This is a genomic window from Erythrobacter sp. S57(2025), from assembly GCF_057365055.1.
In genome coordinates this window covers 2604889-2621753 of sequence record NZ_CP200299.1, presented here as the reverse complement: position 1 = coordinate 2621753, position 16865 = coordinate 2604889, and the positions used below count along the sequence as shown (strand labels likewise).

The window sequence follows — 16865 nt, the reverse complement described above, 5'->3', positions numbered from 1 at the left end:
TTTGATGTCGGACTTTAGCGTCCAAACATCAAGAGCCTATCAGACATCGAGATTGGCAACGTTCAGGGCATTGTCCTGAATGAACTCACGCCGCGGTTCGACCACATCGCCCATCAAACGGGTGAAGATTTCATCGGTGACATCGGCGTCTTCGACTTTTACCTGCAAAAGGATGCGGTTTTCCGGGTCGAGTGTGGTTTCCCACAATTGCTCAGGGTTCATCTCGCCCAGACCCTTATAGCGGCTGATCGCGAGGCCTTTACGCCCTGCGGCAAGCACGGCGGTGAGCAATTGCGTCGGCCGCGTGATAGCATCCTCTGCGATTGCCACTGGCGTTTCATCGCCGTCCTCGCTGGCTGTTTCGGGCTCTTCTTCGACCATATCGCCCGCTTTCACCAGACGCACGGCACTGGTGTAGGCATCGGCCTGATCGGCGGCGATAGAGTGCAGCTTTTGCGCCTCAGTGCTGGAGAGGAAGCGACCTTCGATCTCATGCACATCGGTGACGCCGCGCCAAGCCCGCGCAAATTGCACTGTGCCGCTTTCGAGCACTGTCGCTGTCCATTTCGCATCGGCATCGCCAGCCTGAAGAGCCGCAGCCGTTGCGCCAAGCGCTGTTTCGCGTGCCGCATCGCTGAGAGACGGATCAAGCGCGCCGGACAAAGCCATCTGCTCGATAATGCCCGCATCATAACGGCGCGGAGCAAAGGCGATCATGTTCTTAAGCCGCAAAGCGCTGTCCACCAGCGCTCGCAAGTCTTCACCCGAACGCGCACCGCCGCCTGTCTCCAACACGCGGCCTTGCAGGCCTGCATCGACCAGATAGCGGTCAAGCGCGCCCTGGTCTTTCACATAGACCTCGCTCTTGCCCTTTGCGACTTTGAACAAAGGTGGTTGTGCGATGAAAAGATGCCCGGCTTTCACAATCTCCGGCATCTGGCGATGGAAGAAGGTGAGCAAGAGCGTGCGGATATGAGCGCCGTCGACATCGGCGTCAGTCATGATCACAATCTTGTGATAGCGCAGCTTTTCAAGGTCGAACTCATCGCGAATGCCGGTGCCCATCGCTTGGATTAGCGTGCCGACTTCGCGGCTGGAAATGATCCGGTCAAAGCGCGCGCGTTCAACGTTCAGAATCTTGCCTCGCAGCGGCAGGATCGCCTGATACTGGCTGTCACGCCCACCTTTGGCAGAGCCGCCCGCGGAATCGCCCTCCACCAGGAACAGTTCGGCTTTGGTCGCGTCGCGTTCGCGGCAATCGGAAAGCTTTCCGGGCAGCGAAGCAACGCTCATCGCGCCCTTTCGGCTCATCTCGCGGGCGCGCTTGGCAGCCTCGCGCGCAGCGGCCGCGTCGATGATCTTCTGGATGATTGCCTTCGCGTCGGCAGGATTTTCCTCCAGCCACTCATTCATCTTCTCGCCCATCAGGCTTTCAAGCGGTTGGCGAACTTCGGATGAAACCAGCTTATCCTTGGTCTGGGATGAGAATTTGGGATCAGGCAGTTTCACGCTGACAATTGCGGTCAAACCTTCGCGCATGTCCTCGCCCGACAGCGAGACTTTCTCTTTCTTGAGTAGGCCCGACCGGTCCGCATAACCATTCAGCGTGCGGGTCAGCGCTGCGCGAAAGGCCGCCAAATGCGTGCCCCCATCGCGCTGAGGAATGTTGTTGGTGAAGGTCAGGACGTTTTCGTAATAGCTGTCATTCCATTCCAACGCGACGTCGATTCCGATCCCGTCTTTCTCTGCCGACACTGAAATAGGCTCAGAAATCAGGGCGTCTTTGTTGCGGTCGAGATATTTGACGAAGGCCGCAATGCCACCTTCATAAAATAGGTCGTGCTCAATTGGTTCTTCGTGCCGTTTGTCGCGCAATTTGATGCGCACGCCGGAATTGAGGAATGCAAGCTCGCGGTAGCGGTGCTCGAGCTTGTCAAAATCATACTCGGTGACGTTTTTGAACGTGTCATTCGAATGGTGGAAGGTGACGCGGGTGCCCTTCTTATAGCCGTTATCATCCGGATTACGATCAACCTTGGGCGCATCGCCCTTGATCTCAAGCGAATTGACCGCATCCCCGTGCTCAAAGCGCATCCAATGCTCTTTGCCCTCGCGCCAAATGGTTAGCTCCAACCATTCGGACAGCGCATTCACAACCGATACGCCCACGCCGTGCAGGCCGCCTGATACCTTGTAAGCATTATCGTCAGAGGTGTTTTCGAACTTACCGCCCGCATGCAGCTGGGTCATGATGACCTCGGCTGCGGAAACGCCTTCTTCCTTGTGCATGCCCACAGGAATACCGCGGCCATTATCTTCAACCGAAACCGAGCCATCGGGGTTCAATTCGATCAAAACGAGGTCACAATGCCCCGCTAGCGCTTCGTCGATCGCGTTGTCGGAGACTTCAAACACCATGTGGTGCAAGCCCGATCCATCATCGGTATCGCCGATATACATGCCGGGGCGCTTTCGCACCGCGTCCAAGCCTTTGAGAACCTTGATCGAATCGGCGCCGTATTCACCCTGCATTTTCTCGGGCTTTGATGGGCTTGTGGCGTTTCCTGAAGTGTTGTCTTCCATGCCCATTATATAGGCGCAGACCGCCCCAAACCCAAGCTTTCACGCCCCAACGGAGCAGCTTTTCCACCGCCTGTTTGGGCACTTGGAAATCTACTGTGGTTCGACGGTCACTTGATTGGGAAAGGCTAGCCGGAAATGCACGCTGCCGCGCCATACATGCTGGTGCAATAGAGAGGGCAACGCGCTGCGGGCGCTTGCATCAAACTGGCTCTGATAGCAGTCGATTGCAAAGCGTGTGGCCTCCAGATCGGCCAGCTCATAACGAAGCCTGTCCGTAACCAAAGAGGGGTGCGTCGTGGCCCAGCGATCAATGCCGGGTACGTCTGCGCGGTCTTCAGCGGGGATCGTGACGTAGAGGAGCTCAGGCCGGTTTCCTCCCAGTGTTTGGATGACTTCGGTCACAACGTTGCTGATCGCGCGATGATCGGAATGGCCGTATCCGCCATCCGGACCCCAAGTCATCACCACTTTGGGCTGATGAATGTCGATCAGAGCGGCTACCCGCTCTCGCGCGGCATTTGCTGCACTCTCAGGATCGCCTGACTTGTTGGCGAGCGACCCATCAGCCAAACCCCAGAAAATTGGCTCGTCCAACCCAATCGCAAAAGAAGCGCAGCGCGCTTCGTTTTCGCGCAAGGTCTCCAATTCTTTCCCTGGCTCCAATCCGCTCACGCCAGGCCCGATTCCGCCGCTGGTCGCAAAAACAAGCGTGACATCGCCGCCACCGCGCAATGTGCGCGAAAGGACAGGGGCAATCATGATCTCATCATCGGGATGCGCAAAGATGGCGAGGATCGATCGTGATTCGCTGCGTGTTGGAGCGGCATCGTTGCCCGGCCTTACCTCAGAGGGAGCGCGCCTTGGCGGCAAAGGGCCGGATGGAGGAAGAATACGAATATCATCTTCACGCTCGCTCTGGGCAATCGCAGGCGAGGTCATCAGCCCCGCGCCCAGAAGGGCAGCCATCGCCAACGCGGTTCGTTTCATGCTCGGTCTCACAGCTGCATCCCTCATGTATTTCGGCGCATCTGCGCAGCATCAAGCCATAGCCTAGCTGAGCAAACGTAAACAATTCACGCCTGAAAGCTTGTGCGGCGCGATCTGGCCAAGCTAGGCTCGCAGCCATGACATCACCTGCGATCGCTGAGAAAATGAGCGCCAAGCTCGCTGAGCCCTTTGGCTCCTACACCGATATCTTGCGCGATTGGGCGCGCGCGCAGCCCGATGCGATTGCCCTGGTCGATGATGATGGGGACTGTGCATGGGCAGAGCTGATCGGGCTTGTTGAAAGGCTGGCTGCGCGGATGATCGAAACGGGGCTGGAACGCGGGCAGTCGGTTGCGATCCTTGGCACAAGCTCGATAAATTACGCGCTGGTGTTTCTGGCAGCGGTCCGGGCTGGCGGGGTGGCAGCGCCGCTGACCACCAGCGCAAGCCCAGATCAATTGCGCGGCATGGCCAGGGATTCGGGCGCGCGCCACCTCTTTATCGATGCGGGTAAAGCCGCTGAACTTGGCCCTGATTTCTTGGCTGACATGATCCGCGTGCCGCTCGAAGAGATTGATCAGTGGATGGCGCCTCCTGGTTCGCGCGCGGCGGATTTCACGCCGGAGCCTTCAGAGCCGTTCAACATCATCTATTCCAGCGGCACGACCGGCATTCCTAAGGGAATCGTCCATTCGCACCAGATGCGCTGGCGGCAATTTGGTGCGACCGCCATGTCCTACCTTTCAAGCGGACTTGAGGTGCGCGCGCTTGCATCAACGCCGCTCTATTCGAACACGACGATGGTTGCCTTCCTCGCGCCTCTATTGGCCGGCGGGACTGTGCGGATCATGGGCAAGTTTGACTGCGGACGCTGGCTTTCTCACGCCCAAGCTGACCGCACTACGCTTACCATGCTTGTGCCTGTGCAGTATCAACGGCTGATGGATTATCCCGGCTTTGACGATCACGATCTGAGCGCGCTGGCGATGAAATATTGCACCTCCGCGCCGTTCTCTGCCGAGTTAAAGGCCGAGGTCCTAAAGCGGATGCCGGGCGGCTTGGTCGAGATTTACTCGATGACCGAAGGCGGGGTTGTGTGCCTGCTCGCGGCTCATGAATTTCCCGATAAGCTTCATACGGTTGGCAGGCCTGCGCCGGGTAGTGAGATGAAGGTGCTCGATGATGACGACAATGAAGTGCCGCCGGGTACAGCTGGCAATCTGATCGGACTCTCGCATACCATGATGAGCGGCTATCAAAACCAGCCGGGCAAGACGCGCGAGGGGTATTGGACACACCCCGAAACCGGCGTCGATTGGCAGCGCATGGGTGATATTGGCCGCGTCGATGAAGATGGCTTTGTCGAGCTGGTGGGCCGCGCTAAAGACATGATCATCTCAGGAGGATTTAACATCTACCCAAGCGACCTAGAGGCAGAGCTGGAGCGCGAAGAAGGTGTCGTCGAAGCAGCGGTTGTCGGTATCGCTTCAAGGCAATGGGGGGAGACGCCCGTAGGCTTCGTGGTTTTAGGGAACGGCGCGCAGACCTGCGACGAAGTGCTTGGCGCAGTCAACGCACGGCTTGGCAAAACGCAGCGGCTATCCGCGCTCCATACAATCGAAGAAATGCCGCGCAGCCATATCGGCAAACTGCTCAAGACGCAGCTGCGCGAAGAAGCAGAAAGGCGCGCAGCACAGGGGTAGTGCTGCGCGCCATTTCGCGTGTGTTTTCAATGATATTTAGACGATCACAGCGTTTAGCGCAGCGCCGCTAATTGCGAGCGCGAAAAAGAACGAAAACGCTTTTTCAGAAACCATAGTCATATCTCAGTACTCCTAGACTGGGCAGGGGTTGGAGAGGGCCCAGTTACTGAAAGGTAGTTCGTCACAATGCGAAATATAGTTACGCAACTGTGATCAATAATACCTATCGGATTTATCGATATTTCCGATGGCTGCGGTTGCCTGACCGGCCTAGCGCGCGTTTGGAGACGCGGCCACCATCGGGGGGGAGGGGAGAGTGGGTGGCCGCGTCTCGCGCGCTGCAATGCCCAAAGCAATCGCCGTTAATTTACAGAGCCAAGCCGTTGATCCCAGCGTCCGGGGGGGAGAGGACGCCATTGGCCTTGGCTCACAAACGGCGAAAACAAGCCGGAGCGCAGAAAACTGCGCTGCGAAAGAGATGCTGGCTTTTGCTAGATCGGGTGCTGGAAGCCACCATAACCTTAGCGCCGTTGCATCAACTCTACTCGGCTGCTCGCATTGGCAAGCAGACTGGCGGGTCCAATTCGTATTCGAATTTATGACCTACCAATGTGCCGCATCAGGGAGGGAGAGAGGTATCCTGATCGCGGTACGAGGCCCAAATGATGTTCGATTGCACGAAACTCAAATGCGAAAATGCGCAATTTTGTTGAAAAATATGCAACTACCGATCGGTTGGTTTCTCTAACCCCCTGATGCCTTGTGCGAAATCGCAATCGCGTAAAGACTATGCGGGCGATTTTGCCGAACAATTGGTAGCTGTCGAAAGCTTGGATTAGACGCCTTAGCACGCTGGACAGCACGCCATTGGCTCGCTTAACAGCCCCCATGGAAGCAGAACATCTCCCAGATTCGATCCTGATTGTCGATTTCGGCAGTCAAGTGACCCAGCTGATTGCGCGCCGGGTGCGCGAAGCAGGGGTCTATTCCGAAATTGCCCCATTTAGCATGGCAGAGGAAGCGTTTCGGCGCCTCAATCCCAAAGGCATCATCCTATCAGGCTCGCCTGCGGGTGTGCCCGATGAGGGTTCTCCGCGTGCACCGCAAAGCTTCTTTGAAGCAGGCGTGCCGATCCTTGGCATTTGTTATGGCCAACAGGTGATGAGCCACCAATTGGGCGGTGAAGTGCGTCCCGGTCACGAAACCGGCGAAGGCGGCGAGTTTGGCCGCGCCTATCTGACAGTGACCAAGGATTGCGCTTTGTTTGACGGCCTTTGGAAAGAGGGCGAGCGCCATCAGGTCTGGATGAGCCACGGCGATAAAGTCACTCGCTTTGCAGATGGATTTGAAATCGTCGCCACCTCAGACGGAGCACCCTTCGCGGTGATCGCGGATGAGGAGCGCAAGTTTTACGGCACCCAATTCCACCCCGAAGTCGTCCACACGCCAGATGGCGGCAAACTGCTCGCCAATTTTGTGCGCCATGTTTGCGGCCTCAAAGGCGATTGGACCATGGCCGAATTTCGCAAGACCAAGATTGAAGAAATCCGCGCGCAGGTCGGTTCAGGCCGCGTGATTTGCGGGCTTTCTGGTGGGGTCGATTCTGCGGTGGCTGCCGTGCTGATCCATGAAGCCATCGGTGATCAGCTCACCTGCGTCTATGTCGATCATGGCCTCATGCGCCTCAATGAAACCGAGCAAGTCGTCTCGCTTTTCCGCGATCATTACAACATCCCCCTGATCGCAGTGGATGCGGAAGAAACCTTCATGGCAGGGCTCGAAGGGGTCACTGACCCTGAAAAGAAGCGCAAATTCATCGGCGGCGCGTTCATTGACCTGTTCGAAGCCGAAGCCAAAAAAGTCGGCGGCGCTGACTTCCTTGCGCAAGGCACGCTCTACCCAGATGTGATCGAGTCCGTCTCATTCACCGGCGGGCCATCTGTTACGATCAAGAGCCACCACAATGTCGGCGGACTGCCTGAACGCATGAACATGCAATTGGTCGAGCCATTGCGTGAGCTGTTCAAAGACGAGGTGCGCGAGCTGGGCCGTGAACTTGGCCTGCCCGAAGCCTTTGTTGGCCGCCATCCGTTCCCCGGACCAGGCCTTGCTATCCGTATCCCCGGTGAAGTCACCAAGGAACGCTGCGATATCTTGCGCAAGGCGGATGCGATTTACCTCGAGGAAATTCGCAATGCTGGATTGTACGATGCAATCTGGCAGGCCTTTGCCGTTCTGCTCCCGGTCAAAACCGTGGGCGTGATGGGCGATAGTCGCACCTATGACAGCGTCTGCGGATTGCGCGCTGTCACCTCCACCGATGGCATGACCGCCGATGTCTACCCCTTCGATGCTAGCTTCCTCACTCAGGTCGCCACGCGCATCGTCAACGAAGTGCAGGGCATCAACCGGGTGGTTTACGACTTTACCAGCAAGCCGCCGGGAACAATCGAGTGGGAGTGACGCTGTAATCGCAAAGAGTGTTTGTCGGCTTGTCCGGCACTCTGATAGGTGTCTTGCCAAGGCCAATATTCGAAGGAACACAAAACCGTGACCCGCTTTGCTTTTCTCGCTCCGATTGCCGCCCTTTCCCTCGCTGCGTGTTCTGGCAGCTTGCCTGAACCCACCGCTGTGACCGAGGGCGCATGGACGTTGGATGGAGAGGCCTCAGAGCTTTCCTATGTCACGATCAAGGCCGATGAAATTGCTGAGGTAAACTCGTTCGAAGGGCTTTCCGGTTCCGTCTCAGCCGATGGCGCCGCGAGTGTGGAGATCGACCTTTCCACTGTTAGCACTGGCGTCGACATCCGTGATGAGCGGATGCGCGATATCTTTTTCGTGGTCGCCGACAATCCCACTGCGAACGTGTCTGCAACGCTCGATCCGGCGTCGTTTGAGGCGCTGGGTGTGGGAGACAGCATGACGACTGAACTGTCCGGTACATTGACGCTTAAAGGGGTCGAGGCACCGTTCCAAACCGAAGTAACCGTAACGCGCGCCGCGCCTGACCGAGTGATCGCTGTCTCTGATGCGCCGTTGATCGTGGATGCGGGGCGGCTGGAGCTAACCGATGGCTTGGCGCAATTGCAGGAGCTCGCTGGACTTCCCTCAATCACGCCCGTCGTCCCGGTGACATTCAGTCTCGCTTTTGAGCGCTAAAGCTTGCCGACCATATTCACCCATGCTGTCGTACCGCTTGCGATCGCGGCGGCAGCTGGCAGTGGGCGCATTTCTCCGAAATTGGCGGTAGCAGGCGCAGTTTTTGCGATCCTGCCAGATGCTGATGTGGTCGGTTTTCGGCTAGGGATCGAATATGCCGATGAGTGGGGGCATCGCGGCGCGACGCATTCGATAGTGTTCGCCGCCCTTTGCGCAGGCGCACTTGCGCTGGTTTGGAAGGAGGCGCGCAGCCTGATCGGCTTTGCGTTCCTGACCCTGGCAATGGCGAGTCACGGCCTGCTCGACACCTTGACCAATGGTGGTTTGGGAGCAGCGCTTTGGTGGCCGTTTGACAATTCGCGTGTCTTCGCGCCCGAAACGCCCGTGCGTGTCTCTCCGATTGGCCGCAACTTTTTCTCGATGAGAGGGGTTGAGACAGTGTGGTCGGAGTTCAAATGGATCTGGCTCCCGTGCCTTGTGCTGGCCACCGGGGCAATCGCGCTTCGGAGACGCAAAGGGCTGGTCAAAACGCCCTAAATGTGCAAATTGACAACGATGTCTATTTGGAAGCTTACGCCCGCAATCGCCCTAGCCGCCGTACTAAGCCCAGCCGTTTTGTCCGCTCATCCGCATCATAGTGATAGCGCTGCTGACCTTTGCGCCGATGCGCCGATGATCGGGCGATTTGATCCTGCAAGAGACCTGTTGATCGCCAATTATGACAGCAAGCCCGATGTTGACGATCTGCAATCGGTGGCCGGGCTCGGCAGTATCTTGGCGCATCCTGACTTTGCCTGTGTGCGCTACATCGCGACCGCAGGCGCCTATGGCACGCAGGATGGCGAGTTCATCCCTGCACCCAAATTGTTCGACCTCGCCTTTGGTGATAGCTGGGTTGACGCGCATGCTGATCGGGATGCGGCGGTAGCGCGTCTGACAGCAGAGGCGCGCGCCACTTTGGATGCAGGCGGCAAGGTTTGGATCACAGAGGCCGGGCAATCGGATGTGTCCGCCGCGATGGTGCGCGGCCTGCCGGAAGAATTGTGGGGCAATGTCCATCTGGTGCAGCATTCTGATTGGAACGAGGCCACCACGAGCGAGGCCGACATCTACTTCGTTCGCCGCAAAGTCCGTTACCACCGCATCTCAGACGGCAATTTCCCCGGCAATGGCTCGCCCAGCTTTAACACGCACAGCCCCGAACATTGGCCCGCTTTATTAAATGACCCCAGCATTGGCGCGATTTGGGTGGAGGCAAAACGCCTGTCGGACCTGCACAACCCCACCGCTGCCTATGTCAATCCTGCCGTAAGCGATGGCGGGCTCGATTTTTCCGACACGGTAGAGCCCGCCTATGTCTTTGGCTTTGAAGATATGCCGGGTGTGGGTGAGTTCACCGCAAGATTTGCACGCGGGCAATGATCGTGCAAACCGGATGCTATGGAGCTTCCGCTTGGCCCTGATCCGCGCACCGAAGTATTGCGAGCGACCCAGACTGCGCTGATCGGCGCGTTTGGGCGCATCATCCGCCCGCCAGATAAGCGCCGCGATCCGGTGTGGGTGCTGGTCCACGGGGTGATCGGCGCGCAGACTAAGACCGCCGCCTCCAATGCATCCACCGATGGACTGCTTGCCGAATTTGGGACTTGGGAAAAGGTGGCATCTCAATCAACCGATGCGCTGGAGGAACGGCTGCAACGCCAGACCTTCCCTAGTGTCGCTGCCAAACGTCTTAAAGACTGCCTCAATGCCATTATCGCAGCGCGCGGCAGTGTCGATCTGCGTCACCTTTCTAACCTGCCAACCGACGAAGCGATGGCTTGGCTGGAGCAATTGCCCGGTGTCGCACGAAAGAACTCGGCTGGCGTCATGAATGCCAGTACCTTCGATCGGCGCGCAATGGTGATTGATGGCCATCACCGCCGGATCATGCAGCGTATGGGCATTGTCGCAGCGAAAGCCGATACCGCGCGGACATATGACACGCTGATGCCGATAGTCCCGCCAGAATGGTCGGCGGCGGATATGGATGAGCATCACCTTCTACTCAAAAAACTGGGTCAGACCCATTGTCGCCCTCGCAAAGCGGATTGCGCGCGGTGCCCTGTGCAAGAGAATTGCGAAACGGGGCGGAAGTCTGCATGACGTGGCCAACACTTGAACAATGAGAGATGTGATGAGCTGGGAAGATCAATTTGCCGAAGAGGCCGAGCGCCGCGAAGCCGAAGCCAAAGGCAAATCGCGCAGCGTAACGGTGGGTTGGACGGTTCGTTTCCCTCAAGGGGGCGATGCGATCTGGTCTCCGCCCAAACCCTTCACGCGCTCCGATCCCAAGCCCGCTTCTGCCAAATCGGTGCAGGTGTGTCCGGCGGCGATTGATTTTGACCGGCGACATTTCGTCATTCCGTGCCCGATCGACCTGAAACTGTCCTTTGGGCGAAAGCCTGATGGTCAGCTGCAATTGCTTGATGCGGATGGCGAGAAATCGGCGATGCGGCCGCAAGGCAGGGCCAATATGCTGATCATGCATCCGCCCAGCGAATGGCGCCATCCAGAGCGACCGATCATTCAGATCACTGCGCCTTATGTCTTTGTCGCTGATGAGCCATGCTATGTGGTGCAGACCGCGCCTTATCTCGACTATTTCCCCACTCCTCGCCCAGGCGTGCAGATGGGTGGCCGCTTCCCCGTCCATATCTGGCCGCGTCCTCTTAGCTGGGGATTTGAGTGGCATGACATCAACCAGCCATTGGTGCTCAAACGCGGTGAACCGTGGTTCTATGTCCGCTTCGAAACCGAAAATCCGGGCGCGCATGTCCGGCTGGTTGAGCAGGAGATGACTGAGGATCTTGAAAAATATCTCGACAGCATCGTCGATGTCTCAAACTATGTGAACAAGACCTATTCCATGTTTGGCGAAGCGCGGCGGATCAGGCCGGACCGGCTGCTTAAGCCAAAGGGGTGATGCTGGAACCGCTTGGGTGCTTTGTGCGCTGTTCCAAGTATGCTCAGCGAAACTCAAGTCGACGAAGTCTACGAAGCTCTGGCCAAGGCGATGCCGGGCCGCACCAAGAATGCCAAAGGGCCGAAGGGACAGCCTGATGCGTTCCGATCCTGCATATCCTGTATGCTCTCTGCCCAATCGCTCGACCGGAATACGGCGGCTGCGACGCGCGCCTTGTTCAAACTCGCAAAGACACCTGAGGCCATGTTGGCGCTGCGCGATGAGGATATTGCGGCGGCGATCAAGCCCTGCGGCCTCTACAACAACAAGACCAAGAGCATCCGCAAGTTCTGCACTGCATTGCTGGACGAGCATGGCGGCGTGGTGCCTGACACTCGCGAAGGTTTGATGAGCCTGCCCGGCATTGGTCGCAAATGCGCCGACATCGTGATGAGCTTTACCTTTGGCAAAGACGTGATCGCGGTCGATACGCATGTGCACCGCGTCTGCAATCGGATCGGCCTGACAGAAGCGAAGACGGCGGAAAAAACGGCGCAGCAATTAGAAGAACGCAGTCCCGAATGGGCCATGCGCGATGGGCACTTCTGGCTGATCCAGTTCGGCAAGCGCGTGTGCCGGGCGCGGATCCCCAAATGCGATATCTGCGTTGTGAAGGGTCTTTGCGAAACCGGCCCGATTGAGCGGGATTAGCGCTTATTGTGCGTTTGTGGCCTTGCGTGAGCTGGCCAGTGCAGCACTTTGCGTTGGACAATGGCCCCAGCAATCATTGCCAGTGTGATGGGGATCGCAAGAAACACAAAATTGCCACCGTCTGACCAATCGAGCGGCTCACGCGAAATCAGCAGGGCGAGGCCAATCAGGCTGATCGCGACCAGCGCGCCTGTCACTGGCCCTTGCCACCAACGCGCGGGCGTCACCCGCAACATCGCCAGCCCAATCGCTGTCCCGAGCGGTGCGGTGAGCAGCAAGCCGGCGGCTGCAGCGCCCAGCGCGCCAATGGTCATAAACATCACCAGAGAAGTGATCATCGGCCCCCAACCGCCATGGGTTCCGCCAAAATACATGACACCAGAAAAGATGAGTGCGCCAGCAATATAGACGAGCGCGGTCGCGATAAGGCTTGCGTAAAACAGCGCGGGCGCATCTGGCGTATCAATTGATTGCTTCGGCATCGCGTCTCCTCCTGCATCTGACGCTACGACGCGCAGCGTAAGGCAATTCGCTCAGGAAATCCCCTGCAAAAAGCGAGCTTGCACACGCTGCAATATTCGGCTTGTTTGCGCGGCAAATCAAATAGGCTTGAGAGGAACGCTAAAGATGAAAACCGCGATCACCGAAATGTTCGGCATTCAGCACCCCATCATTCAAGGCGGTATGCATTATGTGGGCTTTGCCGAAATGGCAGCGGCGGTTTCCAATGCGGGTGGTCTGGGGATCATCACCGGCCTGACCCAAGGGACGCCGGAAAAGCTCGCCAATGAGATCGCGCGTTGCAAGGACATGACCGACAAGCCGTTCGGCGTGAACCTCACCATTCTGCCCACGCTCACTCCGCCCGATTATCCAGGTCTGGTGAAAGCAATCATCGATGGCGGCGTGCCTGTGGTTGAGACCGCAGGGCGCAATCCCGTGCAATTGCTTGGGCCGCTTAAAGATGCGGGGATCAAGGTGATCCACAAATGCACCAGCGTGCGCCATTCCCTAAAAGCGCAGGAGATAGGTTGCGATGCGGTGAGCGTTGATGGCTTTGAATGCGGCGGTCATCCGGGTGAGGACGACATTCCCAATTTCATCCTGCTGCCACGCGCCGCGGATGAGCTCGACATTCCCTTCGTATCATCAGGCGGCATGGCAGATGGGCGCAGCCTGGTCGCCAGCCTCGCCATGGGCGCGCAGGGCATGAATATGGGCACGCGCTTTATCGCCACCAAAGAAGCACCCGTTCATGAGAATGTGAAAAAGGCGATTGTCGCGGCCTCTGAACTCGACACCCGCCTTGTCATGCGCCCGCTCCGCAACACGGAACGCGTGATGACAAATGAAGCGGTGGAACGCCTGCTTGAGAAGGAAAAGCAGCTTGGCGATGACATCAAGTTTGAAGACATCGTTGAAGAGGTCGCAGGCGTCTATCCATCGATTATGATGGAAGGCGATATGGATAAGGGCGCGTGGAGCTGCGGCATGGTCGCAGGCCTGATCAACGATATTCCGACCTGTCAGGAATTGATCGATGGGATCATGGAAGAAGCCGACAGTATCCTTGCCCGGATGAATGGAATGGCGGCTTAGGCCTGCCATTCCAGCTCGGCAATCCACCGCTTCAATCCCTACTCGCCCGTTAACGCGGACTAGGTAGCCCTGCGAATTTTCTAAGCAGCTACACTCAGGTAACTTACGCATGTTCGATGGCAGTGCCGGACCACGCGTAATTCCTTAATCGCGCCTCTGTTCGACCGTTCAAAGAACTGGGAACGTTTGGACGAGAGGGCATGTAAGTGAGCATTGTTTTTGGGCCGGAATTTTGGGCGGCCGCGTCAATCGCAACGGGCGCATGCGGTTATATGCTGGGCGATATTCGCGGCGCGATGCGACGTTATGTCGCAGAGGACATTGCGAGCGAGGAATTTGAAAGCCTCTTCACGTTCCCTGTTCCCGGTAAAGTGGCTCCCGGTAAAGTAGCCCGAAGCGAGCCGGTCAATCTGCGAAATGCTGCGTCGAAAGTCGCTCTAGATTCCGCCGCTGTTGATGGCCCGATCAGCTTCGCCCCCCGCGTTCAGGCCCAGCGTCACGATCGTTTCGCTGACATGCCGCCTGTTGATGAATTGCGTGCGCAAGTTCGTGAGATTTTGGCGACAGACAATGTCTGGGCCGAACCCGAAAGCTATAATCGTCTATCCGAAATTGTGCGGCGACCTGATGTGCAATCGCAATCCTTACTCGATCGGTATCGCCATTCCATTGATCAATTGCAGCGCGCCAACGCGTTGCAGCGAGCACTTTACTCGCCTGTCGCAGGTTCGCGCCACCAAGGTACTGGGGCCGGATTGAACGATATCTTCTGCGACGATTTGCAGGTCAGCTTTCACCCAGAGACCGCGACTCAAAACAAAGAGCGCGGCGAGACAGTCTCACCGCGCTCTCAAATTCGTTGATTTAGACAGGCTTAGCTGTCGGATTCTTCGACCCGCGTATAAGGGATAAAGTCGTCGAAAAAGACAGCGCCGGTAAAGATGCCGCTCACGGGATCTACCGTGGTGCGGATCTCATGCTTGCAAACCTGCCCGCCGCCAAAGCGCCGCGTGACGAGGGTGTCGAAACGATCAATGTCTTCAGGATCGCGCGTGCGCTGCACATAGATCGTATTGCCGCGTCCATACACATAGGCGGTGCCGTCAATAACGGTGAAGCGATCGTTCAAACGGTTGCGAATGCAGCTTTGTGGTTCGCCTGCAACGCGCCCTTCGAGCAATCGGGCAAGACGCTGCTCACCTTCAGTCATTTCGGCGTTTTGCGCGCTGTCTTCGCTGTGTTCTTCCGCCAAAGTGGGTTGCGCAGCGACTAGCGCGAATGCGGCAGCTGCACCTGCCGATGATAGCTTAAAGACAGAATTCGAAAGAGATTTGGCCATAGCACACTCCTGTTTTCTGACCCCCAAGTTGCAATGAGTCGCACACATTCGCTGAACGGGTGCTGACCAGGTGCGCGCTCCCTGAGCCAGCGAAACTGCCGAAACTCTTGTTCGGCATTGATTCCCTCAGGCTCCGCGCTGGGTAGATCATGCCTCCCGTCATCAATGGCCGGGATCAGCGCCTGCTGAGATATCGGGTAGGTCCGCCTGATCTGCGCCATCTGCCGGCCCGCCTTCGAGCACAAAGCGCCGGTCGCAATAACCGCAATCGACATAGCCGTGCTCGTCAATCTCAAGAAAAATGCGCGGATGGCCTAGCGCAGCCGGGCGATAATCGCTGCCGCCGCGAATGGCGCTTGCCCCGTCGCAGCTGACGCGGCGCGTTTTGACGCGGATGATTTCAGGCACAAGATCAGTCATGGGAGGGGCAATTACCCCTGCGCCGATCCGATTTCAATCCGGGATTTGCACAGGAGCCGCATCAATGCCCGGTTTGAAAGGCTTGCAAGCGCGCGCCCTCTTGATAGAGCCTAGCGGCATGAACCTGCCTGCCATTCGCATCGACAATCTGGTTAAGCGCTATGCCGCGCCCAAAGGCGCAAAAGGCGCTGATGCTGAAGGTAAGTTGGCGCTGAAAGGCGTCAGCTTTGATGTGCCCGAAGGGTCAATATTCGGATTGCTCGGCCCCAATGGCGCGGGAAAATCCACACTGATCAATGTGCTCGCAGGCCTCGTCAACAAGACCAGCGGCTCGGCTGAGATCTGGGGCTTTGATATTGATGAGCAACGCCGCAATGCCAGCCGCGCCATCGGGATTGTCCCGCAAGAGATTGTGTTCGATCCGTTTTTCACCCCGTTTGAAGTGCTGGAAAATCAGGGCGGCTTCTATGGCATTCCAGCCGCCTTGCGCCGCAGCGAAGAATTGCTCGAAGCGGTGCGTCTGGCTGACAAACGCAACGCCTATGCCCGCACATTGTCTGGCGGGATGAAGAGGCGGCTTTTGGTGGCAAAGGCGATGGTTCACTCGCCGCCGATCCTCGTGCTTGATGAGCCGACCGCGGGCGTTGATGTCGAATTGCGCCGCCAGCTATGGGAGCTTGTCACTGAGCTCAATCGTGAAGGCGTAACGGTCGTCCTCACCACGCATTACCTCGAGGAAGCCGAAGAGCTGTGCGATGAAATTGCGATTATCAATCACGGCGAATTGATTGCTCACAAACCCACGCAGGAATTGATCGGCATGGCGCGCGAGAAAATCGTTGCCGTGACCGTGGCAGGCGATCTTTCAACTGCGCCCTCTCACGATGCCTTTAGCAAGGTGCAATTGACGGGAGAACGCGGGGTCGAAGTCACATATGACAAAGACCAGATGAATGCGGGCCAAGTGCTTGCCATCTTGCAAGAGCAAGGGCTGACGGTCGAAGACGTCACCACTCGTGAGGCCGATTTGGAAGATGTGTTTGTACAGCTGACAGCGAGTTAGGCCCTCGATTACGCCAACTCTTACGGCGAGAACGTCCAGTGCGACGGAAGTGAAGCGACACAGGATTTAAACGCGCTGACGGATCGCAAATAGGCTGCATCGGCAACCGCAAGACTAAAACGGCCGGGCCTCGTGCCTTGATATTCGAGCGTGAAGCCGCGGATATGCTTCAATGTCGTATGATCCGCTCCAATCGCTGAGAGATCGACGATGTAGTAGAAGACACCGCCTGAGTTCGGGGGACTTCATGAATGAAGCTCTTCGCTCAAGCGTTCTGCTGACCCCATGAATTTCAAGGCGCATATCACCCCCATATTCGTCTGCCATGTCGACCGGTGAGAACAGTGTTAGTGTGCT

Annotated in this window: 16 protein-coding genes; 11 read left to right on the top strand and 5 right to left on the bottom strand. The window is 57.4% G+C overall.

What is annotated here, in order from left to right:
- Positions 1-39 precede the first annotated feature (39 nt).
- Positions 40-2583, bottom strand: coding sequence for a DNA topoisomerase (ATP-hydrolyzing) subunit B (gene gyrB, locus AC0V6N_RS12535; protein ID WP_486171881.1), 2544 nt, complete (start codon positions 2581-2583; stop codon positions 40-42).
- 90 nt (positions 2584-2673) lie between these two features.
- Positions 2674-3570 (bottom strand): PIG-L deacetylase family protein, encoded by an 897-nt coding sequence (locus AC0V6N_RS12530; RefSeq protein ID WP_486171880.1) that lies wholly within the window; start codon positions 3568-3570, stop codon positions 2674-2676.
- 137 nt (positions 3571-3707) lie between these two features.
- Here AC0V6N_RS12530 and AC0V6N_RS12525 point away from each other — a divergent pair, with 137 nt between their 5' ends.
- The 8 genes from AC0V6N_RS12525 (at position 3708) to AC0V6N_RS12490 (ending at position 12087) form a co-directional block, all read left to right on the top strand.
- Complete coding sequence (locus tag AC0V6N_RS12525; protein ID WP_486171879.1) at positions 3708-5273, top strand: class I adenylate-forming enzyme family protein; 1566 nt, start codon at positions 3708-3710, stop codon at positions 5271-5273.
- A gap of 888 nt (positions 5274-6161) precedes the next feature.
- Positions 6162-7736 (top strand): glutamine-hydrolyzing GMP synthase, encoded by a 1575-nt coding sequence (guaA, locus tag AC0V6N_RS12520; protein ID WP_486171878.1) that lies wholly within the window; start codon positions 6162-6164, stop codon positions 7734-7736.
- Positions 7737-7823: 87 nt separating this feature from the next.
- Positions 7824-8432, top strand: a complete 609-nt coding sequence (locus AC0V6N_RS12515) for a YceI family protein (protein WP_486171877.1) — start codon at positions 7824-7826, stop codon at positions 8430-8432.
- A gap of 3 nt (positions 8433-8435) precedes the next feature.
- A complete protein-coding gene (locus AC0V6N_RS12510; RefSeq protein WP_486171876.1) occupies positions 8436-8969 on the top strand; it encodes a metal-dependent hydrolase in 534 nt (177 codons plus the stop codon).
- 18 nt (positions 8970-8987) lie between these two features.
- Complete coding sequence (locus tag AC0V6N_RS12505; RefSeq protein ID WP_486171875.1) at positions 8988-9854, top strand: hypothetical protein; 867 nt, start codon at positions 8988-8990, stop codon at positions 9852-9854.
- Positions 9855-9872: 18 nt separating this feature from the next.
- Positions 9873-10577: an endonuclease III domain-containing protein gene (locus AC0V6N_RS12500; RefSeq protein WP_486171874.1), complete on the top strand. Its 705-nt coding sequence runs from the start codon at positions 9873-9875 to the stop codon at positions 10575-10577.
- 31 nt (positions 10578-10608) lie between these two features.
- The gene (locus AC0V6N_RS12495; RefSeq protein ID WP_486171873.1) at positions 10609-11397 is read left to right on the top strand and encodes a hypothetical protein; all 789 of its coding nucleotides are present in this window, start codon (positions 10609-10611) and stop codon (positions 11395-11397) included.
- Between the two features lie 39 nt (positions 11398-11436).
- Positions 11437-12087, top strand: coding sequence for an endonuclease III domain-containing protein (locus AC0V6N_RS12490; RefSeq protein WP_486171872.1), 651 nt, complete (start codon positions 11437-11439; stop codon positions 12085-12087).
- Here AC0V6N_RS12490 and AC0V6N_RS12485 read toward each other — a convergent pair.
- Complete coding sequence (locus AC0V6N_RS12485) at positions 12084-12569, bottom strand: hypothetical protein (protein WP_486171871.1); 486 nt, start codon at positions 12567-12569, stop codon at positions 12084-12086. The genes AC0V6N_RS12490 and AC0V6N_RS12485 overlap by 4 nt on opposite strands.
- A gap of 145 nt (positions 12570-12714) precedes the next feature.
- Here AC0V6N_RS12485 and AC0V6N_RS12480 point away from each other — a divergent pair, with 145 nt between their 5' ends.
- Both AC0V6N_RS12480 and AC0V6N_RS12475 read left to right on the top strand, forming a co-directional pair.
- The gene (locus AC0V6N_RS12480; RefSeq protein WP_486171870.1) at positions 12715-13686 is read left to right on the top strand and encodes an NAD(P)H-dependent flavin oxidoreductase; all 972 of its coding nucleotides are present in this window, start codon (positions 12715-12717) and stop codon (positions 13684-13686) included.
- Between the two features lie 206 nt (positions 13687-13892).
- Positions 13893-14549: a hypothetical protein gene (locus AC0V6N_RS12475; protein WP_486171869.1), complete on the top strand. Its 657-nt coding sequence runs from the start codon at positions 13893-13895 to the stop codon at positions 14547-14549.
- An 11-nt stretch (positions 14550-14560) separates the two neighbouring features.
- Here AC0V6N_RS12475 and AC0V6N_RS12470 read toward each other — a convergent pair whose 3' ends face one another.
- Both AC0V6N_RS12470 and AC0V6N_RS12465 read right to left on the bottom strand, forming a co-directional pair.
- Positions 14561-15025 carry a hypothetical protein gene (locus AC0V6N_RS12470; RefSeq protein ID WP_486171868.1) on the bottom strand — a complete coding sequence of 155 codons (465 nt, stop codon included), beginning with the start codon at positions 15023-15025 and terminating at the stop codon, positions 14561-14563.
- Positions 15026-15187: 162 nt separating this feature from the next.
- Positions 15188-15445 carry a zinc-finger domain-containing protein gene (locus AC0V6N_RS12465; protein WP_486171867.1) on the bottom strand — a complete coding sequence of 86 codons (258 nt, stop codon included), beginning with the start codon at positions 15443-15445 and terminating at the stop codon, positions 15188-15190.
- Positions 15446-15563: 118 nt separating this feature from the next.
- Here AC0V6N_RS12465 and AC0V6N_RS12460 point away from each other — a divergent pair, with 118 nt between their 5' ends.
- Entirely contained in the window at positions 15564-16508 is a 945-nt protein-coding gene (locus AC0V6N_RS12460) for an ABC transporter ATP-binding protein (protein ID WP_486172486.1), read from the top strand.
- Positions 16509-16865: the final 357 nt, after the last annotated feature.